The sequence below is a fragment of the Apibacter sp. B2966 genome (assembly GCF_011082485.1).
Classification (GTDB): domain Bacteria; phylum Bacteroidota; class Bacteroidia; order Flavobacteriales; family Weeksellaceae; genus Apibacter.
The window spans coordinates 1,590,178-1,613,397 of the sequence record NZ_CP049714.1; the positions used below are offsets into that span (position 1 = coordinate 1,590,178).

Below are 23,220 nucleotides of genomic sequence, written 5' to 3' on the forward strand. Positions count from 1 at the left end.
GATTTATAGTAATCTATAAGCTTGTAAAATCAATATGTATTTATTTGAAAATTATAATTCCATAGTTAACTTGATAGACATATTTTGATCTAAATTTCCAACTTTATAAGCGCCTAATCGAGCATATACGCCAACACCTACCAGACCTAATAATAGCTTATTTGCTTCAAAACCAACTTCCTGGTAATAATCTTTAGGAACATCGAATTCAAAAAGCGAATGAACATCTTTATTTGGCATCCATCCTATAAGACCATTGTATAATACGGCAAAATGTAGAGATTTAAATTCACTTACGCGTAAAGGACGGAAATGGTGGGTAAATTGAAAAGAAATAAATCTATCTGAAAAAAAGGAGGAAGGTCTCATAGTTTCAAAACTTTGAAAGCCTTTAAAAGCAAATCTACCCCAAATACTGTTTCCGTGCTTCGCAACCCCGTTGCCCTCGAAAGAATTTATAATTGGAGTATCTCCGAAAGTGGCTCCTATATTCCCGATAATTTCAGTTTTACCTAATTTAGACAAAAAAGTATATAAAGCCGAGAGGTATAAACGATGAATACCTGTACTGTTTTCAAATAATTTCCAAGATTTAGCGTAAGTAAAATAATAATAAGGAGGCTTATCTTGTAAAGTATATTTTCCGTTATTCGATTCGATATATTTTACATTGGGAGCGTATCGTAAACGTATGGCAGTATTAACATAGTTAAACCAAGTACTTTCATCGTAATCTTTAAATTTATAATGAAAATTTACCCGTTGTCTTTGGAAATCAACCGCAAAAGTAATATCAATATTTTTTAAAAAATCTTGTTGATATGACAATTCTACTTTCCTATAGCTAAAATAATCTCCGTTATAAATATTATTGGTTTTAGCCGTAAGCTCATCTTTTGGTGTTAAATACTTAATTTTGGTTCTTCCCACCGGCAGCACATCGGTTTCTGCTTTTATAGATAATTCTCCACCTTGGTGCTTATTAACAAAAAATGTTACATCTGCTCCTCCTTTAACTTCCTCATCTCGAGTTCCTTTAGCTATATACCCTCCAATACGAGTATTTTTACTGAATTTATGGTTAGTATGTCCTCCTAGTTGATAACGGAAAGATTCATACAGGTTATGACTGAATATACTGTATACATCAAAATTAAAAAATCCCAGTTCCAAATCCCCTTCGGTGAGTTTTCTTAAAAATCGTAATTTAGGTTCCAGTTTATATTCTTTTGATATTCGATATAATTCATTATAAGTTGTAGCTTCTCGATGAGTTAAAGAATCATCTCGCAGTGCTGAAATTTTTTCATCTGCATTGTGGGAAACTTCTTTTGAGATAACATATTCATATCCTTTGAAGTCATTAGCAGTATAAGAAACATCGTTGGTGAAATTGGTTACATGAGAATCTATGGTTGCCGTAGTAGTTAATCGAGTTATCGAATGCAATCCCTTAGGCAGTAGTTTATTTATTTTTTTGATGAAATTACTGCTTAAAATTTCCGTCTTCATATATTCATCTTCTGTATACCAAATTCCTTCATAGGGAGCATAAGTTATTTCGTAGTATATATTGGATATTTTCGAATTATTGCCAATTAATTTTACGAGCGCATACGATTCAGAATCTACAAATACAGTTAGATTTTTGTAAAATTGAGCTTCACTTTTTCCATGAGAATAAGTATAGATAACATATGTTTTTCTGTTGTTAATATAGACACTGTCTACCAATCGGGATATTGTTCCCTGCGTTTCCCTGGGCTTAAGCATTTCAGGATAATCATTGACCATTGATTTTGCAATGGAAAAATTAAAAAATTGCGGATTACTAAATCCTCCTGCTTTATAAGCTGTTACAATGGCTTTTTTACCATATTTTTTATCATATTCATAAAGCATAGTTCTTTCACCAATAAAAACCATGCTTTTTTCTAAAAATCCTTTTAATTTATTGTTTAAAGTATCCAGTTTTCTTTTAGGATGATTAATATAAGTAACGGAATCAGAAGGCATGTCTAAAGTAAATTTCACATACGAATCAAACTTATATGCATTGAGATGATCAGCATTATTTTTACTGCTGTTTTCCCATACTTTTTTTAGTATAGATACAGCCTTTGGATCACTCTTTTTTTTAATTTTTTTAAATAAATAAATAGTTTTATCCAGTTTGCCGATCATTTCTATTTTAGGCAAGTAACCATCAACACGAATGATTATTTTGTTTATATTGCTATCTAAAGTAATCATTCCTTCTGCATTGGTAAACCCTAACAGGCTATTTGATTCATTGTAAATAAAAGCTTTTTCAACAGGTAGATTGGTTTCAATATTTACAATTTTAATGTGTATTTGACAGAAAAGATGTAGAGAAAAAAAGAGAAAAAATAATAGAACTAAGTTGCTTCTTATAGATGTTTGCATTTATAGAAATAATCTTTTTTGCTTCAATTGATTAAAAAATCCGAATTTTTAGCTTGTACTGAAAACGTAAATTTATAAAATTATTTTTTATACGAAAATGGTTTAAAGTATTTTAATAACTAAAAAAGCCGATTTATTATAAACCGGCTTTTTTTATATCTGAATTAAAAATATTTATTAGAATAAAGAAGTGGCGATTTGGACTCTTGCTTCTTTGCGTGAAGGATTCCACATGGCTGTGGCAGAAACAGGTAATTTATATCCGAGAACCGTAACATCTTTAGAAGCTGTAATTCCGGCATTTACAATGTCGAAATCGTGTTTTTCATTACCATAAAAGCTAGATTTTCCTGCAAGACCAAAAGCAGCACCGCAAAATATATCCAGATCCACTACTTTACCTTTTATAATAGGATAATTTAGTCCGGTATAGGTAGACCATCTTTGATCTCCTTTTTCATTTCTGTCTGCTCCGTAAAAAGAAGTTCCATAATCCAGTTTTAAAGGAAAGCTGTCACAGAAAACAAAATATCCTCTGAAATCAAATCGATGTCCGGTTGTTTTGTGATCATAATTCCAAATGTCATTATCTTTAGCATCTTTTAATCTTCCGGTAGAATTGAATACATCCCATACACCGACACCCCATTTTTCCGTACTATAGTGTAGATAATAATTAATTTCATGATAGTGTTGTCCGTTTGTATCCCCGAGACCTATACCGCCCCAAACTCCCAATTTTAGATATTTTTTACGATCTAAAGCATAATTTATGTCTACGTCGGCCATGGCACCGTCTGTAACAGTTATACCTCTCCAAAAGTGGTTAGATCGTAAACTAAGATTGAAATCTAATCTTTCTATTTCTTGACTATATAATGAAATAGAAGATATAAGAACTGTAAGTAAAATAAGAATTTTTTTCATATTAATGGATTTTAGTTTGTTTTTATTTTAAATCAGCATTGAAATTTGGATGTAAAAATATAAATATTCTATCGGAATATATAATTTATTATTAATTATTCGGAAATATATTGAAACTTTTGTATCAATTAGATTAAAAAAATAGGATATTTAGTACAAATATTTTAGAGATTATTATAAAGCTGATAATTGTCTTGTCTAAATTTTATAATATATTTTTTAGATAGATTTACAGATGCCGAATTCTGAAAAATTTTATTACATTCAAAATTAGCATCAGTAAAACCATCTATATTTTATGGGTATGATTAATCAATCCATAGAAACTATATTGTTAGTTACTGTTTCCAATTGTAATTAGTTTTACAAAAAATCACAAAAACCAACGTTAAGAACTTTTAGAGGCATTTAATTTAATTACTTCTTTTATTTGCTTTATATAATTTTATAGTAAATGTAAGTCTTTGCGTGAAAACTTTATTTGTCTTCATCATCAACCCAATTAAGTACTCTGCTTACCGCTCTTTTCCAACCTTTTAAATAATGTTCGGCTTTATCTTTATCCATTTCAGGTGTAAATACACGGTCTACAGATCGTTGAGCTTGAAGTTCATCAATGCTTTTCCAATAACCAACAGCTAATCCGGCCAAATAAGCAGCACCTAGAGCGGTTGTTTCCAATGTTTTAGGTCTAATTACATTAAATCCGAAAATATCAGATTGGAATTGCATCATTAAATTGTTAGCACAAGCCCCCCCGTCAACTCGAAGTTCAATTTCATGAACGCCGGAGTCTGCTTCCATAGCTTTTATTAAATCATACACTTGGTATGCAATACCTTCTAAAGTTGCTCTGGCAATGTGTCCATCGGTAGTACCTCTGGTAATTCCTAAAATTCCTCCACGAGCATAGGGATCCCAGTACGGAGCACCTAAGCCTGTTAATGCAGGAACAAAATATACCCCTCCATTATCTGGAACAGTTTTAGCTAAATTTTCAGTGTCAGCAGAGGTTTTAACAATTTTAGCTCCGTCTCTTAACCACTGAACTACCGCTCCACCAACGAATACACTACCTTCAAGCGCATAATAAGTTTTACCATTAATTTTCCACGCAATGGTAGTTAATAAATTATTTTTAGATAAAACGGGTTTTTCACCTGTATTCATTAATAAGAAACACCCTGTACCGTATGTATTCTTAGCCATTCCTTTATTAGTACACAATTGGCCGAATAAAGCAGCTTGTTGATCTCCGGCAATACCTGAAATAGGAATTTTTGTTGAGAATAGAGTAGTGGAGGTTTCACCATACACTTCACTGCTTTGTTTTACTTCAGGAAGCATAGATTTAGGAATGTTGAATAATTTTAATAAATCTTCATCCCATTCCAAAGTATGAATATTAAACAATAAGGTACGAGAAGCATTAGAAACGTCGGTAACATGCATTTTTCCTCTCGTAAGTTTCCAAACCAACCAAGTATCAACTGTACCAAAACAAAGTTTTCCTTGCTCAGCTTTTTCTCTTGCACCCGGAACGTTGTCCAATATCCATTTTAATTTTGTCCCTGAGAAATAAGCATCCAGTATTAAACCGGTTTTTTCTCGGATCATATCAGTTAAACCTTGTTCTTTAAGTTCATCACAATATTTGGAAGTTCTTCTGTCTTGCCAAACGATAGCATTGTAAATGGTTTCACTGGTTTCTCTGTCCCATACAATTGTGGTTTCCCTTTGGTTGGTAATACCAATCGCAGCTATATCCAATCCGGATATACCTTTTTTAGCTATTGCTTCGGCAGCAACAGACATTTGCGAAGACCAAATTTCTTCAGGGTGATGTTCCACTAATCCCGGTTTTGGAAAGTATTGGGTATAATCTTTTTGTGCAACCGATACTATTTCTCCTCCATGATTAAATAAAATAGCTCTGGAAGATGTAGTTCCCTGATCTAAAGCTAAAATGAATTTTTCTTTCATCTTTATTGATTTTAGTTATTTAATTTGTCCGTATAAAATAAAACAAAAAATACATTTAAAATAGGATAATTAGTAATTTAAAGATCTTTTTTTAAATGTATTTTAAATTTTATATGTTTTTTATTATGTTAAAAAACTCCTTTCGTATTATTGTATAATACGATTTGGTAACTCAATCCGAACCAATCATTAGCAATGCTTGGTCCTCCTTTTTCCGCTCTATGTTGATAGAACGCTGTTATTTTTGCCATTCTTGGACTGTTAGGGTATAAATAAAAATTCACCCCGGCAGTATATAAGTAAAGCTTTTCATAGTCAAATCCGGAAATATCTTTATTTCCTTGATTGAAATATTCAAATCTTGCAACAGGTTCAATTTTTGGAGTAACATTAAATCCTGCTAATAAAGAGTAACCTAACTTATTAACCTTAACAAAATCATGTTTAGTATAATCCATATTGTTAGGGGTTACAAATATAGTATTTCCATTTTCATCAACGCTTGTAAATCGTACATTTTTGTAAGTACCGTAATCAAATTTAAATTTGTATTTGTTAGGATTTATATAGTATAAAAACCCTGAATAAGCCCAAGCTTGTTTAAAGCCCATTCCCGGAAGATTAACAGCACCCATATGACCACCGAATTCAACATTTTTTACAGGGAAAAAACGTAGGGATGCATCCCAGCTTTTAAATTCTAAACCGTGGTTTCCTTGTCCTTCCGATGGACCATCGTTGAATGAAGACCAATATCTGTCTCGATTGCTGTCGCTATTATGCAAAAAGAAGGCATATCTTACAAAATTTTTAACGTTACCTGAAACGTTAATACCATAATGTCTTAAATCAGGAGCACCTTGAGCTGCACTTTGATTTTCAGATGTATAAGTAAAGTCGGCTAAATCTAAGTCATAAGCAGATGTTTCATTAGCAGCTCTGTTTCCGGCTCCTTTAAAACGTCCTAACTGTAAATTAAGCAACGGATGGAAGTTATATTTAATGAAAGCATCAGAAATTTTGCTTGCGTGTAGGTTCCAAGTTATGCTAGCGCTCAATTTAGGAGATATAGCCATATCTGTATGTAAGAATCCTATTTTGAATGCAGCCGGTTGAAAATTATAGCTTGAATTTGCTTCTTTATGAGGTCCTTTTTCACTAGGAACTTGTTGGTAAATAGTTTCCAGAACCATACCGATTCCGTATTTCAGAGTAGGAGTAAAGCTATTTTCATCTCCTCCCGTTAATTCTTTAATAAAATTTAACTTAATACCTTGAGAAAGTTGGGAGCTATCGCTGTTCATACGTTCCACAAGTGAAGGTCTTTTTTTAATTGAATCGCTGTCTTGTTGGAATTTATCCAGGGAGGCTTTTTGGCCATAGCCTAAAATAAATGCTGCCGTAAAGAAAAGAGATAAACTGCGTTTAAATTTCATGTTAGTTGTTTTTGTTTAGTAATTAATTGGTTTCGTAATGTAGTTGTTGAAATAAGGCAAAGATTTGGTATTTAATGCTTTGCCTTATCTTTTTATGTTAATAAGTGGAACGAAAGAGAATTATTTTTTAGTTTTTTCAAAAATATACAATTCGTGAATTTCTCTGTCATAGCCTGGGTAGAATCCGGACGGCATACCCATTTTAATGATTGCTCCTCTATTATTAAGGATAACAAGGTCATTGGTTACAGGATCAATTGAAAGACCTTCAATTTCTCCGGCTCTTTTAAATTCAGGAATTGATCTAAATAATGAAACTTCCGCACGAGTTTGGTTCGGATCGCTTACGTCAGCAATATAAACATTATCTGCCTCCGGAATATCGGAATCCCCGTCATCAGAAGTTATTAAAAGTTTTCCATCAATATGATAAACCCCTTGTTGCCATTGCGGAGAGGGTTGTAAATGAACTTTACCAATATATTTTCTAGTTTTTAAATCATATTTGTATACATACCATCCGGAAGTCCAATCAGACATCCAAGCAATGTTGTTCTTTCTGTCAATGGTAATACCACTAACTTCCGGTTGTTCAATTTCTCCAAAGTCTATAGAATATTTATAATCTAAAGTTTCAGCATCGTAAACGGCAATTTGAATGTTGCGTACAACTCCTGAATCAAAAAATTCTACTCCGGTATAAACTTCTCCATTATAAATATCGATATCTCCGAAATGATTTACTTGTTTTTCAAATTTGGTAAATGGTTTATCGTTTTTTGTAATTAGATTCCCATTTTTATCGTATTTGAATAAAGCGGTGCTGCTTGATACATAGTAGTAATCTTTGTCTATAGCAATACCTTGTCTTCCTTCAACAGGAATAACTTTTTTTAGTTTGTAGCTACTCCCTGATTTTGCTAATTTTTGAGCATTAATGGAAGTGAATCCAACTACTAATAGTGCAAGTATTAGTTTTTTCATGATCTTTTTTTTGTAACGTTAATATTTATTTTATTTTTTATTTTGACTCGTTTATTTATTCTTTATTGATCAACTAATGGCTAGATTTTTTACTTCGTGTTTTTTTATAAGATTATTTTTATTAATAGGATCTGATTAAAAAATGAAATGTGATAGTAAACGATTGACGCGTATCTAATTTTTAAATTTTAATTAGGTGAAATTTTGATAAGTAGTTTTTTACTGTTTGATGAAAAGGTTATTTTCAATTTTGTTAAACTTCTTAAGAAAACAACATTTAAACTATATCGAAGTAATAAAATTGAAAATAACCTATAATTTTTTTGTTTAGTAGCCTAAATCTGCCAATATAGTTTTAGCATCTTGATAAGCCGGTCCTCCTTCTCTGAGTTGCTTTTCATGATAGAAACGAATTGTTAGATCCGATTGATTGGTAAACATTCCATCATAAAAAGAAAAATATTTAATCATTTGTCCCTCATTATCGAAAGAATAAGGATGTATTTTCATGCCTGATTGGTGTATTAATTCTGCTTGCCAAGGATTTAATAATTCCGGCCAATTGTCGGGTGGAGTTCCTCCGGCAATAGAAGGACCAATAAACTGTGCTAAATTTTCAATTCCGAAATTAATATGTTTTATATAAGTGGCTTGTTGATCATCATGTATATCATCCGGCCCGGTACCTTTCCAAAATAATAAAGCGGTTGGAATTTTTCCTTTAAATAAATCTTTTAAAATCAGTAAGCTATTATGAGAAAAAGTCTGTAATACAACTTTTCCATTGGTATTTCCGACATTTACTTTACCGTTTTTGAAATGGGCGGTTTCTGTAGCCGGTTTTTCAATAATGTTCCATCCATGTCGATTCAATTCCTTAACTAAAGCATGCTCTATTCCGGGATTTAAGCTGGGCTCTTTAGTTTCAATATAAATTCCGGGTCTGTTTCCATTATCTGCCGGGTCATCTTCATATTCAAAAGTATATTTTCCGTTTATTTTTTTCCAAATTCTTTCTCCGTTAGAATCTCTTTTTAAACGTTTTCCTTGTGCAAACATTAGTAAGTCTTCCAAGGTGCTGATATATTGTTTTTGAGAGGAGAAGCTAGGTCTAGCTCTGTCGGGTGATGTATTTTTATCATGGTTAAACCAAGTACCGGCATCCAACTTTAATAATTCTTCATAAGTAAAGGTAGAGGCAGGTTGAGTTGCTCTGTCCGGATAGATATCTTTTATGTTGGACGTTCGGGTCAGTACATTGTCATGCACTACTAAAATTACGCTGTCTTTGGTAATTTGAAGATCAGCTTCCAAATAATCGGCGCCCATATTTCGCGCCCATCTATATGCGGACTCTGTAGACTCCGGTGCCCAATAAGAGGTTCCTCTGTGACCTATTACGGCATTTTCAGGAACATAATCCCTTACTTTTTGCATTTCAGGAGATAAATGAAGAACTTCTTCTTTACTGTTTGTGGATGCGTTATCATCGCTACTGCATGATAAAGCTATCATACTTAAACATGCTAATGTAACCAGCTTATTATTTCTCATATAACTATTATAAAAAAGTGAATTTAGTTTGAATTTAATTTTTGAGATATCTTGCTACTTGATGGTATTTCTTTTCAATGCTAATAGGTTTTGATTGTGAAAAATTTTATTGGTGGCTCTATTTACATCATATCTAAAACAGAATTTTTAACTCTTATTTTATAACTCATGTTTTATCTTTTATCAATCATTATTTTTTTCAAATAATTTTCAATTAAATCAGAGCTTTTATTCAGTAATGGATTTATACATCCATTTGTAATTCATTCCAAAAAATTTTATCACAATCAAAACTTATTAAAAACAGAAAAAGAATGTATTTTTATATTGTTATTTATTTTTATCCAATTCTTGTTCTTTTTTGTAAGTGAAAGCCATAAATATAATGGATAAAATGCCGCTGCCAATTAACAATTGGAAGCTTGCCGACCATCCAAGGGATTCAACAACTTTTCCCATAACTATATTAGCAAGTAATGAAGTACCGATAAAATAACCGAAGAAACCGGTAAGACCTGCAGCAGTTCCTGCTGCATTTTTAGGAGCTAAATCTAATGCTTGAACACCTATTAACATCACCGGACCATAGATAAAGAATCCAATTGAAGTTAATGCGATTAAATCAACTAATTTACTGTCCGGATTTTGCCAATACACAACTATTGATACAATTACCAGCAACATAAATATAATGGTAGTCATGGCTCTTTTCCCTTTAAATATCTTATCACTAACCCAACCACATAATAAGGTTCCCGGTATAGCAGCCAATTCATAATAGGTATAGGCATTGCTGATATCACTTTGGGAATATCCTTTTACTTCAGAAAGATAGGTAGGAGCCCAGTCTTGTACTCCATATCGGATAAAGTAAACAAAGGCGTTTGCGAATGCAACGAACCAAAGCATTTTGTTATTTAAAACGTATTTGAAAAATATTTCTTTAGTTGATAATACTTTTTCGGAATCTTTAGAATAATTAGGAGGGAAATCATTTTTATATTCTTCAATGCTCGGCAAGCCGCATGCTTGAGGATTGTCACGAATAAGAATATAAGAAATTATGGCGATTAGGATGGCAATTCCTGCAGGAAACCAAAACATTCCTACTTTCCAACTTAGAACACTCATACTAAGAGATGAAGCGAAAAGAATTCCCCATTTGGTTACCTGACCTAATAATCCACCACCAACATTGTGAGCTAAATTCCATATAGCCATTTTTGTTCCCCTTTCTTTAACAGAAAACCAATGAGTCATCACTCGTCCACAGGGAGGCCAACCCATACCCCCGAACCAACCCACTAAAAATTGGAAAACGGCCATTACGGTAATATTATACATTCCTATGGAAGTTCCTGCTATAATGGTTGAAACCGCAGCTAAGATTAATCCTAAAGGAAGGAATTTTCTTGCATTACTTCTATCTGAAATACCACCCATAATGAACTTAGATAAACCATACGCAGTAGCATTGAATGAAAAGGCAATTCCGAGGTCTGATTTAGAAAAACCCATTTCAACTAAATAAGGCATAGCCAATGAAAAGTTTTTTCTAACAAGATAATAGGCGGCATATCCTATAAATATTCCTATGAAGACCTGAAGCCTCAATTGCGTATAGGAAGATTTAACTTCCGATTCCGGCTTACGTTCAATAGGCTTAGGTGGAGCTAAAAAATTTGACATTTTTTTAATTTTATAATAGAGTTAATTATTTTTTTAATGAAAAAATGATAGACAACTTATTTTAGTAATTAACTAATAAATATCCTTTGGCTAAATCTTGGAACTCTTTAGTTTCTTTAGCAACCCAATTGTCATCATATCCTAATTCGTTAGCTATAATTTTTGCTACCGATTCAGCTGCATCTATAGCAGCGCGCGCATCAACAAATAATAGTCGAACTCTTCGGGCTAATATATCTTCAACTTTTTGCGCCATCTCTTGTCTAACAGCCCATACAATTTCAGCTTTTGTATAGTCATGGTTTGGATGGATTTTTTCTGCATATTCAGGATTTTCTTGCTGAAGTTTTTTGATAGCCGGTATATCGGAACCATAAACATATAAATGATTGGTTCTGTCTACTTGATTTGCCGGCATATTCCCATGAATGGAAAGATTAACTGTTTTACAAGGTTTACGGTCAATTTTTCCGGTCTCTATGGCTTTATCTATAAAGTCTTCTGCCATTTGTCGGAAGGTAGTCCATTTTCCACCGATTATACTTAATAATCCGGTTTCTGACACTAAAATTTTATGATTTCTAGATACTTCTTTAGTGCTTCCTCCTTCTTTGTCAGGAGCAGCTAATGGTCTTTGTCCCGCAAAGATGGATAATACGTCTTTTCGAGTAGGTTTTTTAACAAGATATTGAGATGCTGTATTAAGTACAAATTCAATTTCTTGTTCCAAAGCTCTAGGCTCTAAACTTGGGTGATCAACTAATACATCTGTGGTACCTACCACTAGTCTGTTATGCCATGGAACGGCAAATAATACCCTTCCGTCGCTGGTTTTAGGAATCATCAAAGCATTATCTCCCGGTAAGAATGATTTGTCTAATACTAAGTGGATCCCTTGACTTGGAACAACTGTTTTTTTATGATTAGGATCATTCATATTAAGAATATCATTAGTAAATACACCGGTGGCATTTAATACTACCTTTCCTTTTACTTCGTATTCGGTACCGTTAATTTCGTCTTTTACTTTTACACCTGTAATTTGGTTTTTATCATCTTTGATTAAACTGGTTACTTTCATATAGTTTAAGATGGCTCCCCCATTTTCTACAGCAGTTTGGGCAAGATTTACAGCCATACGAGAATCGTCAAACTGTCCATCATAATATATTACCCCTCCATGTAGACCGTTAGGTTCTACAGTAGGTAGCATTTCCAGCGCTTTGCTTTTACTGATATGCTCGGATTTTCCTAAGCTAAGTTTTTTCGAAAGCATATCATATATTTTTAGCCCAATGGTGTAAAAAGGACCATCAATCCATTTATAGTTAGGTATAACAAAAACTTGTTTTTTCGCAAGGTGACTGGCATTTCTTTCCAAAAGACCTCTTTCTCTTAGTGCCTCTTTTACTAAGGCAATATCTCCTTGTGCTAAATATCGAACACCTCCATGAAGTAATTTTGTAGAACGACTTGATGTTGCTTTTGCAAAATCATTAGCTTCAAATAAAACGGTTTTATATCCTCTTGTTGCTGCATCTACAGCTGCTCCCAATCCACTTGAACCGCCACCAATTATAATTACATCCCATTCAGAATTTGTATTTAGTTTTGATAATTGATCACTTCGTTTCATTTTGTTTTAATTTAATTGTTTTTTGCTTCTTTTCTGTTGTCGGTAAAATTACAAAAAAAACAATACGAAACAGTATGAAATTTTTTAATATACAATTTTCTGTTGAAAATCCTATAAATTTTAGTTAAAAATTTGATAAAATAAAGCTGCAGGCTATTAATTAATGGAATAAAAATAAAATAATTTATTGACTATATAGTTGTTAATGATAATTTAATTGACATATTGATAAAATGCAATAAAGATTTAGATTTTATTCTTAACTTTAAACTTTCAAAAATTCCTGATCATGATTAAGCTTAATAGAAGGCAGCAACTTATTATCGATGAATTAGATGAGCATAATTTCACTAAAGTAAATGAGCTTTGTGAAAAATTAAATGTTTCGGCGGTTACTATCAGAAAGGATCTTCAATATTTGGAAAATACCGGTCTTTTATATAGAACACATGGTGGAGCAAGTAAGCAACCTCTCTATGCTTTCGAAAAAAATATTAACGAAAAAGAATTTGTGCAAGTAATGCAAAAACAAAAAATAGCGAAAGCTGCACTTAAGTTCGTTAACGATCAGGATTTTATTATTTTAGCTTCAGGAACTACTGTATATTATTTAGCAAAAATCATTTCAGGATATGAAAAATTAACGATCATTACCTCTTCGTTAAGTGTATCAATGGAGTTGAGTAAGGATTCTTTTATTGATGTAATTCAGCTGGGGGGAAATCTAAGGAAAAGCTCCATTTCCGTAATAGGATCTTTAGCAGAATCCGAATTAAAAAAATTTTCATGTAATAAATTGTTTTTGGGAATAGATGGCATAGACCTGGACTTTGGTCTTTCAACCTCCAATTCAACAGAAGCCCATCTTAATAAAGTAATGATAGAGCAATCGGAGAAAGTCATAGTATTGGCAGATTCAACTAAAATAAATAAAAGAGGGTTTGGTCAGATTTGTTCTCTGGATAAAGTTGATGTTTTGATTACAGATAATGATATTACGGAAAAAGATCTTACCACTTTAGAAGATAACGGAATAGAAGTAATTGTAGCCAAATAAATTTTGATTTGTTTATAAAAAAACCCTTATGATTTTTCATAAGGGTTTTTTACTGAAAATATAATATCAATCCTCTAATGCATTGGCAATTATACTAAGGGGATGTTCACATTTTTTAGTGGTAAACATTTCAATTTGCCATTTACAAGTTTCGCAATCGGTTGCAATAAGATCGAAACCTCCCGTTTCAATTTGATTAAATAATGGATCACCAATTTTTTTAGAAACTTCGTGATTTTCTTTTTTAAATCCAAAAGTTCCGGCAATTCCGCAACAATTAGATTCTAAAACGGTTACTTCTACATTTGGTATAAGTTTTAACAATTCAACGGAATAATACGTCCATCCTAATTTTGCCATATGACAAGGGGTATGATACGCAATTTTTAAAGGTTTATTTTTAAACTTAAGTTTAGTGTCAGAAGAACTCAGTAATCGGTAAATGTATCTAGTAGCTAATTCTACTTGATCTTTAACGGAACTATTATCTACTCCCAAAAGATGAGAATGTTCATCACGTACAGTAAACGTACAGGAAGAAGAAGTAGTGATTACCGGAAGTTTTTTGTCTATTACGGATTTGCGAATTTCAGCTTCATCGATAGTCGCGTTTTTCTTAGCTTTATCTATAAAACCGTTTGATATTAAAGCAATACCACAACATCTTTCTTTTTCAAGAAGTTGAATCCCTATGTTCAATGAGTTAAGAACTTTGATCATATCCTTTCCAAGCTGCGGATTATTATAATTTACATAACAACCGTGAAAATAAGATACTTGTGTTGGATATTTTTTTTGTTCTTCAGCTACATTCTTGTACCAACTTCTGAATGTACCGAATGAGTATTTGGGAAGGCTTCTTCTCTTATCTATTTTTAAGATAGGTTCAATTAAGCTTTTAACCGGTTTAAAAGAAGTCATTGCATTCACAATAGGAGCAAATGGAGTAGCCAGTGTACCCATAAAGTCCGTGTGAGCAAGAATTACATCTCTTAAAATAGGTTTTTTCTTGCTGTATTTAATGCGAGCCATCTGGATTATATCTCCAATCTTAACGTTAGATGGACAAGCAACTTCACATCTTTTGCAGTTAATACAATATTTTAAAGATTCGTCATAAAATTCAGGGTCTTTTAAACGTAATCTTTCTCCATCAGGGCCGGAATGTTTTGGCCCCGGATAATCGGGATTTACTTTGGATACGGGACAATACACCGTACAGATCGTACATTTAATGCATTGTTCGAAATTATTTTCACTTTTATTGAGCAATAGGTTCATAGGTCTTTTCTTTAATTAAAATTTGTTCAGCTACATATAATGCGGATAAAAAGGAAACACCTGCACCGCATCCTTCTTTTAATGGATTGAACCCACTAAGAATGGCACCTGTCACATATAAATTATCGATAGGCATATCGTTTTTTATACCGTGAAAATTTTTGTCAGTTTTAACACCAAACTGTTGATAATTTTGCTTTTCAAATAAATTACTATTATACCAATCTGCTCGATCTTGTAAATAATCCGTATCAAGGTCAAATACAGGTTCATAAACTTGTTTACTGTCAGCTAATAATCCTTGACTAAAAAAGCTTCCGGAAGAAAGTATTACGTTTTTGGCAGAAATTGGAATATTTCCGTGGTTGAGTGTATATAATTCGGTAACTTGATTTCCTTCAATGTTGGCATGGGTTACGCTGTCTCCCAGCATAAAAATACCGCCCAATTTTGTGAAATAATCTTTTAGATATAATTGAGTACTAACACCCACTAGGGAAGGAGGGAAGGTCGGTATTAAATATATAGGTTTTCCTACCTTTTGAATGAGTTTAGGTAATACATCCGCATTTCTAAAGCCAATACAATCAGGGAAAATAATAGCATCGCATCCTTGACTTTTTTCAGTGAGAATTTTAGCCAGAAGATCTTGGTTAGCTTCTTTGTCAAATACAAAGGAGAGGTTAGTAGATCTAAATTCGCTCGGATTTTTTCTGATTGTATTTAATTCCGGTAAGTTGAAATAGTTGAAGGTAGTTTCCACTCCTATTTTTTCAAATGCTTCGGAAATAAAATCAGGATTAAAATCTAAAAATCCCTCAACATTTATAATTGCTGCTTTTTTAACCGGAAATTTTCCATCTTCAAAAAAAGCAAAATTTGGCATGGTTAACCAAGTGGGTTTTATCATACCCATAGGGGTAATTCGATAATGATTTTTATTTGAAGACCCTTGGATTTTTATTCCAATTCCATTTAGAAAATTTTTAGCTTCTTGGGCTAATTCTTTAAATTTAGATTCGCCCATTTTGGTATATGGATGATTCGGCGCTTGTTTAGAAAGTTCTGATAGGGAAGCTTCCGGGTTATTAACAGGCGTTCCGTCCGGAAGATTGTTTAACAAATCGAAAGAACCTGAAAAAAAATGTAAAGCACTTTGTCCGGAAGAGATAATAGCGCATTTTTGCCCTTTCTGCATTAATCTAATTCCACCAACCAATCCGGTTAAACCACCTCCTACTATTACTGTATCAAATTTCATCTTTTGCTTTTTTAATTTGTTCTTGTGTCATATCTAATCCGCAAACTCCTTCATAAACCCAACTGGTAAATTCACTTTCTCTTAAAGTATCGCCCCAGGCAATAGGACGTATTCCTTTCCATCTTTCATTAAGGAAAATGGTTAAATCTTCTTTAGATTTATCCGGGCTTAAAACTTGATAATGGTTCATTAATCCGGCTGCTCTACAGGCACAAAGTTCTCCTTGACAGGTTCCCATGCCAACACGGGTTCTTCTACGAAGATCAATTAGATTGTTGACATGTAATTCATTAATAGCGTATTCGACTTCTCCGACTGATACTTCCTCACATTCACAAACTAAACTATTTTCCGTAACCTTGTTTGCTTTTAAATTCTCTGCCATATCTCCCAATCTGTAAATGGCAGATTTACGTATGGTAGTTGGTACTGAAGTCATTTTTTGATTTATTTCTTCAGTACTTTGTTGAGATCCCGGAAGATTGGATTCAGCGGTTGTACAAGGAGTTGTATTATTTAATTTTTTACATACTAAGTCTGTAGCCCATTCAGCCATTAATCGGTACGTCATTAATTTACCACCGGTAATGGTGATAAAACCTTCCAGGCCATCTCTTGTAGCATGATCTAATAAAACGATACCTCGACTAACATTACGTCCTGTAGGATCATCATCGGAAGCTACTAATGGTCGCACTCCTGCATACCCACGTAATATTCGGGTTTGAAGCAGGGTAGGGGATAGTTTTCCACCTTCACGGATTAAGATGTCTACTTCTTCAGGAGTAACATACATGTTGTCAATTTCTTCGTAAGGGACATGGGTGGAAGTTGTACCTATTAAACAAATGGTGTCTCCGGGTACGAGGATATCAGAGTCCGCAGGTTTACGACAACGGTTTAATACCATATTGTTAACTCTGTGTCCAAAAATAAGAAGCGATCCTTTAGCAGGAAACATTTTTATTTTTAAATCAGCATACTCCGCAATTTTTTGACCCCATATTCCTCCGGCATTTACTACTACAGAAGCATATAAATTTTTTTCCTGTTTGGTTATATGATCATAAACTTTTACTCCGATAACTCTGTTCTGCTCTTTAATTAATCCTAAAACTTCATGGTAGGTTTCAATGGTTGCTCCATGTTGTTTAGCATCTACTATATTAGAAAGAGTTAAACGGAACGGATCTACAGTTCCATCCGGTACAACTACTGCACCGATTATGGAAGGATTTGCAGAAGGCTCTAAATGTAATGCCTCTTTAGGGTCGATGGCCTTAGCATCAATTCCTGCAGTATGACAAGCCTCTATAAATTTAGATTGAAAAGCAATATCGTCTTCCGGTAAGGTTAAAAAAAGACCGTCTGTTTTTTCAACACAATGGCTGGCGATACGTTTTAAGATCATATTTTCTTTGATACATTCTTCAGCGGATTCTCTATCAGTAACCGCATAACGGCTGCCGCTATGTAGTAATCCGTGATTTCTTCCCGTAGCTCCAGTAGCTATATCGTGACGCTCTAACATAAGCGTACGCAATCCTCTCCTTGCACAATCTCGGGCAGTTCCGGCACCGGTCGCACCTCCTCCGATAACAATTACATCCCAAGTGTTAGTTTTACTAGAATTAGATAATTCTGTTTTCACAAATGTTTGGTTTTATTTTAGTAGCAAAATTACGAAAGAAAACGAAACAATATGGAGTTACTATTCTGATATTAATCATTTTTTTAAAAAACAGATAAGATAATTTTTTCTTATCAATATATGATTGATGAATTAGATTAATTATTACTTAATTAATTGTAAAAGTTTTAATTAATTAAAATTTATTTACAAATTATTATGATGAGAATTTTTAGAAAAATTTTCTAATAGGGCCTAATATTACTTTTGATTTGATCTGAAAAATCGGTTTTAAAACGTAAGTAATGGTAAAATTTTATAAGGGAGAAATAGTGATTTTTTTAACGATGGAAAATAAAATAGATTTAATGACCTGTATTTTTTTGTATACTATCTTTACCAATTATAAATTATAAAATGAAAGATAAGAGTATATAGAACTAAGAGACTTGATAATCAATGAAATTATTTCATCATTTAAAATAAGGTTTCTAATAGTTAAAAATTATTATTGTAGTTTTAAAATGATATTGTTTTGTATGAACGATATAAAACAAAGTATTTTCATATTCAAATAAAAAAAGTTCCTTGATTAAGGAACTTTTTTAATATTATTAAGGAAATTTAGGGAATTTTTTAAAATCGGGTTTACGTTTTTCCAAGAAAGCTTTTTTACCTTCTTGGGCTTCATCCATTAAATAATACATAAGGGTAGCATCTCCGGCTAATTGCATTAGACCATGCTGCCCATCGAGTTCAGCATTTAAACAACGTTTTATCATACGTAATGCCATTGGACTTCGTTGCTGCATAATTTCACACCATTCTATGGTGGCGTCTTCAAGTTGTTCCAAAGGAACAACTTTGTTTACCATTCCCATTTCTCTTGCTTCTTCAGCGGTATATTGTTGGCATAGGAACCATATTTCTCTTGTCTTTTTTTGACCAATACTTCTGGCAAGGTACGATGAACCAAAACCACCGTCAAAGCTTCCAACTTTTGGACCGGTTTGTCCAAATTTAGCATTTTCGGAAGCTATTGTTAAATCACAAACGACATGAAGCACATGTCCTCCTCCGATAGCATATCCGTTTACCATAGCAATTACCGGTTTAGGAATTTCCCTTATTTTTTTATGTAATTCCAATACATTTAATCTAGGTACTCCATCTTCTCCTACGTAGCCGCCAACACCTTTTACATTTTGATCACCTCCGCTGCAAAAGGCTTTATCTCCCGCTCCGGTTAGAATGATTACATCAATTTCGGGATGCTCTCGACAGTATTCCATTGCTTCAATCATTTGAAAATTGGTTTCCGGTCGGAAAGCATTATAAACTTCCGGTCGATTAATAGTTATTTTTGCAATTCCGTTCCAGTATTCAAATAAAATATCAGAGTATTCTTTTATAGTTTCCCAATTTCTAGCCATATTGTATTTAGATTTATTTTCGTTGATATTTTTCAAATTTAGGTATTTAATACCTATTATAAAAGTAAGAGTACTAAGCCTGCTTTTGTTTTACCACCAAACTATGGCAATTTTAGGGATAACGGACTAAGCTTTTTAAATTAACTCTGTAAACAATTTAAAATCTTAAATGATTAGTAAAGATCAATTATTGTTTGTACTGATTGATTTTAGAAAATCTTTTTACTTGATAAAAGGTATAAAATTCTAAAAATGTGCTTTCCACTGGTTTTTTATTTGCTTAGGAATTATTGAGTAGCAAATTCCCAATAATATAAACCATAAAGGAGTAAAAATGAGAGCCTGTCTTGTGTCTTCTTTAAACCAAAAAGCTACAATGAGAAATAAGAAAAACAATAAGGATAAATAAATGGATAAAAGACCTCCGGGAACTTTATAATTTGATTTTCGATGAAGTTCGGGTTTTCTCTTTCTAAATGAAATATAGGATATGAGGATCATAGACCAAATAAAAATAAAAAGTACGGTAGCTACCGTAGTTACCAATGTAAAGGCATACATTATATTTTCGTTTCCATAGCAAAGGATTAGTACGGCAGGGAGCAAACAGATGCAGGAGAACGTTAATCCATAGGAAGGAACTGAAGCTTTGGAAAGTTTTCGGAAATAAACAGGTGCTTTTTTACTTAACGAAAGACCGTATAACATTCTACTGGTTGAAAATATCCCGCTGTTAGCAGAAGAAGCAGCGGAAGTAAGTACTACAAAATAAGTTATACTGAATGCGGCAGTTATTCCGGCAAAAGAAAATAAAACAACAAAAGGACTTTTGTCGGGGTCTATAGTTCTCCAAGGCATTACCGACATGATTACGGCTAAAGAAAGTACATAAAATAGAATAACTCGAACAGGAATGGCATTAATGGCTCTGGGAAGAGTTTTTTCCGGATCTTTAGTCTCAGCAGCTGTCGTTCCTACCAATTCTACTCCAACAAATGCAAAAGCGGCGATTTGAAATCCCGCAACAAATCCGGTAAAACCGGTAGGGAAAAATCCGCCATCGTTCCATATATTGGAAAGCGAGGTAGTTACTCCGGATGGAGATTTGAAATGATTAATTATGAATAGTATACCGATTGCAATAAGGGAAATTATGGCAATAATTTTAATTATGGCAAACCAAAATTCTGTTTCTCCAAAAAGCTTAACAGTTAATAGATTTAAACATAAGAATAATATTATACAAGCTAAGGCCGGAATCCAGGGCGCAACCATATTCGGAAAAAGATATTCTACGTATCCGGAAATAGCGATTAAATCAGCACTTCCGGTAACTATCCAGCAAAACCAATAAGTCCATCCCATAAAAAAACCTGCCATAGGGCCTAATAAATCGGTAGTAAAATCGACAAAAGATTTATAGTTAAGATTGGAAAGGAGCAATTCGCCCATGGCTCTCATGACAAAGAACAAAATAAAACCTATAATGGTATACACCAATAAAATTGATGGACCGGCCAAGTTTATGGTTTTTCCTGATCCCATAAATAATCCCGTTCCGATAGCTCCTCCAATTGCAATGAGCTGTATGTGTCTGTTAGTTAAACTCCTTTTTAACTGATTGTTGGAATTATTCATGTGTTCAATTTTTTTCTTAGTTATGTAATAATTAATTGTTTTGTTGATAAAATATAGTATAAAATTACATTTTTTTATGAAGTTTCACATATAAATTAAATCCTATTTGTGTTTCTATTTAAAAAATAAGTATATTTAAGAATATCCATATTTTTGTAAAAAAGATAATTCAATGGAAAATCGTGTCTTAAATTCAAAAATATTTTATAATCCCGGAAAAATGCCCTTATTGATTTTTCACGGTTTATTTGGAATGTTGGACAATTGGGGGACTTTAGGAAAAAAATTTTCTGAAACCAATGAAGTACATCTTATCGATTTACGAAATCACGGAAGGAGTTTTCATTCGGATGAGATGAGCTACACAACTATGTCTGATGATATTGTTAATTACATGAAACATTATTCATTAGATAAAGCCATTTTATTAGGGCATTCTTTAGGGGGAAAGGCTGTCATGGAATGCGCTGTTAAACACCCTGATCTTGTTGAAAAATTAATAGTTGTTGATATGGCACCTAAAGCGTATCCTCCACATCATCAGCAAATTTTCAAGGCATTGGAAAGCGTTGATTTTTCAAAGGCAAATGAAAAAAAAGATGTTGAAAACATGTTATCTCAGCATATAAGTGATGCCGGAATATTAATGTTTTTAATGAAAAATGTTTACAGAACGGAAGATAACCGTTTCGACTTTCGTTTTAATTTAAAAACCTTAAAAGAAAAATACAATCAGTTAATAAATAATACAATTTCTTTTGGAAAATATGAAGGTCCTACTTTATTTATTGCCGGAGAAAAGTCTAATTATATTTTGAAGGAAGATGAGTTTTCGATACGTCAACAATTTCCAAATGAAAAAACAGTAGTTATCCCCCATGCAGGGCATTGGGTTCAAGTAGATAATCCTACGGTTTTTTATGAAACTGTAACCACTTTTCTTCAATCTTAATTTATAAAGATTTTATTCGGTTTTAAGTTATAAGAAGAAATTTTTTACACGTACATACTAATCTAAGGATTGTAAAAATTAGTATAAGAGAAATTTAAAATACGTTGGAGACAGATTGATTATTGGAAAGGGGGAAGAACGTATCTTTACAAGAGTAAGAAGGAAGGTTCGAACATTTTCTACCTTAAATTTTAAATAATATGAAATACTACATAATTGCAGGAGAGGCTTCAGGAGATTTACATGGTTCTAACCTCATGAAAGAAATTAAAAAAGAGGATCAAAACGCAGAATTTCGTTTCTGGGGAGGAGATTTAATGCAAGCCCAAGGGGGAATAATAGTTAAACATTATAAGGATTTATCTTTTATGGGCTTTCTTGAAGTAGTGGCCAATTTAGGTACTATACTGGGTAATATTAACTTATGTAAAAAAGATATTACTGCATATAAACCCGATTGTGTCATCTTTATTGATTATCCCGGATTCAATCTTCGCATTTGTAAGAGTGTGAAAAAATTAGGGATAAAAACATTTTATTATATATCTCCTCAATTATGGGCCTGGAAATCCGGAAGGGTAAAGATTATTAAAAAATATATTGATCGAATGTTTGTAATTCTTCCTTTTGAGAAAGATTTTTATGCTAAATATAATTATCCGGTGGATTTTGTGGGGCATCCTTTATTAGATGCTTTAAATTCATTACCGGAACTTGATCAAAATAAATTCAGAAAAGAGCATGGTCTCTCGAATAAGCCCATAATAGCATTACTACCGGGTAGTAGAAAACAAGAGATTAAAAAAATGTTATCTCAAATGTTATCGGTGGAAAAAGATTTTTTATCTTATGAGTTTGTCATTGCAGGTGCACCCTCTATTGAAATAGAATTTTATCAACAATTTTTGAATTCACATGTAAAGATTGTTTCCAATCAAACATATAATTTATTAAGGATCTCTCAAGCTGCTTTAGTTACCTCCGGAACAGCTACCCTGGAAACTGCTTTACTGAACGTGCCTGAAGTGGTTTGTTATAAAGGCAGTAGAATTTCTTATGAAATAGCCAAAAGATTAATAAAGCATATACAATATATTTCTTTAGTTAATTTAATCATGGATCGCAAAGTAGTAACCGAACTTATCCAAGATGATTTAAATTACAATAATTTAAAGAGTGAATTAACTAAAATATTGAAGCCGGAAAATGCAGCAAAAATTAAAAAGAACTATTTAGAGCTCAGGCATGAGCTGGGAGACTCCGGAGCTTCTTCTCGAACGGCAAAACTGATAGTTGAAGAATTAAAAAAGGATTCCTAATTTAGGAATCCTT

16 protein-coding genes are annotated in these 23,220 nt (G+C 32.8%); 3 read left to right on the top strand and 13 right to left on the bottom strand.

Features of this window, described 5'->3' with window-relative positions; translation table 11 throughout:
• Positions 1–51: 51 nt before the first annotated feature.
• The 8 genes from G8C43_RS06970 to G8C43_RS07005 form a co-directional block, all read right to left on the bottom strand.
• The gene (locus tag G8C43_RS06970) at positions 52–2,427 is read right to left on the bottom strand and encodes a hypothetical protein (RefSeq protein WP_166005065.1); all 2,376 of its coding nucleotides are present in this window, start codon (positions 2,425–2,427) and stop codon (positions 52–54) included.
• Between the two features lie 177 nt (positions 2,428–2,604).
• A complete protein-coding gene (locus G8C43_RS06975) occupies positions 2,605–3,354 on the bottom strand; it encodes a hypothetical protein (RefSeq protein ID WP_166005067.1) in 750 nt (249 codons plus the stop codon).
• Between the two features lie 477 nt (positions 3,355–3,831).
• The gene (gene glpK / locus G8C43_RS06980) at positions 3,832–5,337 is read right to left on the bottom strand and encodes a glycerol kinase GlpK (protein WP_105296443.1); all 1,506 of its coding nucleotides are present in this window, start codon (positions 5,335–5,337) and stop codon (positions 3,832–3,834) included.
• Between the two features lie 128 nt (positions 5,338–5,465).
• A complete protein-coding gene (locus tag G8C43_RS06985; protein WP_160542969.1) occupies positions 5,466–6,773 on the bottom strand; it encodes a hypothetical protein in 1,308 nt (435 codons plus the stop codon).
• Between the two features lie 120 nt (positions 6,774–6,893).
• Entirely contained in the window at positions 6,894–7,757 is an 864-nt protein-coding gene (locus G8C43_RS06990) for a hypothetical protein (RefSeq protein WP_166005069.1), read from the bottom strand.
• A 327-nt stretch (positions 7,758–8,084) separates the two neighbouring features.
• Entirely contained in the window at positions 8,085–9,311 is a 1,227-nt protein-coding gene (locus tag G8C43_RS06995; RefSeq protein WP_160542971.1) for a glycerophosphodiester phosphodiesterase family protein, read from the bottom strand.
• A gap of 330 nt (positions 9,312–9,641) precedes the next feature.
• Positions 9,642–11,000 (bottom strand): phosphoglycerate transporter protein PgtP, encoded by a 1,359-nt coding sequence (gene pgtP / locus G8C43_RS07000; protein ID WP_160542972.1) that lies wholly within the window; start codon positions 10,998–11,000, stop codon positions 9,642–9,644.
• 61 nt (positions 11,001–11,061) lie between these two features.
• On the bottom strand, positions 11,062–12,636 hold the full coding sequence (locus tag G8C43_RS07005) for a glycerol-3-phosphate dehydrogenase/oxidase (protein WP_166005070.1): 1,575 nt from the start codon (positions 12,634–12,636) through the stop codon (positions 11,062–11,064).
• Between the two features lie 289 nt (positions 12,637–12,925).
• Between G8C43_RS07005 and G8C43_RS07010 the strand changes: the two genes are divergently transcribed.
• Positions 12,926–13,693: a DeoR/GlpR family DNA-binding transcription regulator gene (locus G8C43_RS07010; RefSeq protein WP_105296437.1), complete on the top strand. Its 768-nt coding sequence runs from the start codon at positions 12,926–12,928 to the stop codon at positions 13,691–13,693.
• Between the two features lie 66 nt (positions 13,694–13,759).
• On the opposite strand, the gene glpC is transcribed toward G8C43_RS07010, so the two are convergent.
• The 5 genes from glpC to cycA form a co-directional block, all read right to left on the bottom strand.
• On the bottom strand, positions 13,760–14,974 hold the full coding sequence (gene glpC, locus G8C43_RS07015; protein ID WP_166005073.1) for an anaerobic glycerol-3-phosphate dehydrogenase subunit GlpC: 1,215 nt from the start codon (positions 14,972–14,974) through the stop codon (positions 13,760–13,762).
• A complete protein-coding gene (gene glpB, locus G8C43_RS07020; protein ID WP_166005074.1) occupies positions 14,955–16,235 on the bottom strand; it encodes a glycerol-3-phosphate dehydrogenase subunit GlpB in 1,281 nt (426 codons plus the stop codon). The genes glpC and glpB overlap by 20 nt, the downstream gene beginning before the upstream one ends.
• On the bottom strand, positions 16,225–17,886 hold the full coding sequence (gene glpA / locus G8C43_RS07025; RefSeq protein WP_160542976.1) for an anaerobic glycerol-3-phosphate dehydrogenase subunit A: 1,662 nt from the start codon (positions 17,884–17,886) through the stop codon (positions 16,225–16,227). The genes glpB and glpA overlap by 11 nt, the downstream gene beginning before the upstream one ends.
• Positions 17,887–18,479: 593 nt before the next feature.
• Positions 18,480–19,298, bottom strand: a complete 819-nt coding sequence (menB, locus tag G8C43_RS07030; RefSeq protein ID WP_105296433.1) for a 1,4-dihydroxy-2-naphthoyl-CoA synthase — start codon at positions 19,296–19,298, stop codon at positions 18,480–18,482.
• A gap of 246 nt (positions 19,299–19,544) precedes the next feature.
• Positions 19,545–21,014 carry a D-serine/D-alanine/glycine transporter gene (gene cycA / locus G8C43_RS07035; protein ID WP_317164177.1) on the bottom strand — a complete coding sequence of 490 codons (1,470 nt, stop codon included), beginning with the start codon at positions 21,012–21,014 and terminating at the stop codon, positions 19,545–19,547.
• 94 nt (positions 21,015–21,108) lie between these two features.
• Between cycA and G8C43_RS07040 the strand changes: the two genes are divergently transcribed.
• Together G8C43_RS07040 and lpxB are read left to right on the top strand one after the other, a co-directional pair.
• Positions 21,109–21,888 carry an alpha/beta fold hydrolase gene (locus G8C43_RS07040; RefSeq protein WP_166005078.1) on the top strand — a complete coding sequence of 260 codons (780 nt, stop codon included), beginning with the start codon at positions 21,109–21,111 and terminating at the stop codon, positions 21,886–21,888.
• A gap of 200 nt (positions 21,889–22,088) precedes the next feature.
• Complete coding sequence (gene lpxB, locus G8C43_RS07045) at positions 22,089–23,207, top strand: lipid-A-disaccharide synthase (RefSeq protein ID WP_166005080.1); 1,119 nt, start codon at positions 22,089–22,091, stop codon at positions 23,205–23,207.
• Positions 23,208–23,220 lie beyond the last annotated feature (13 nt).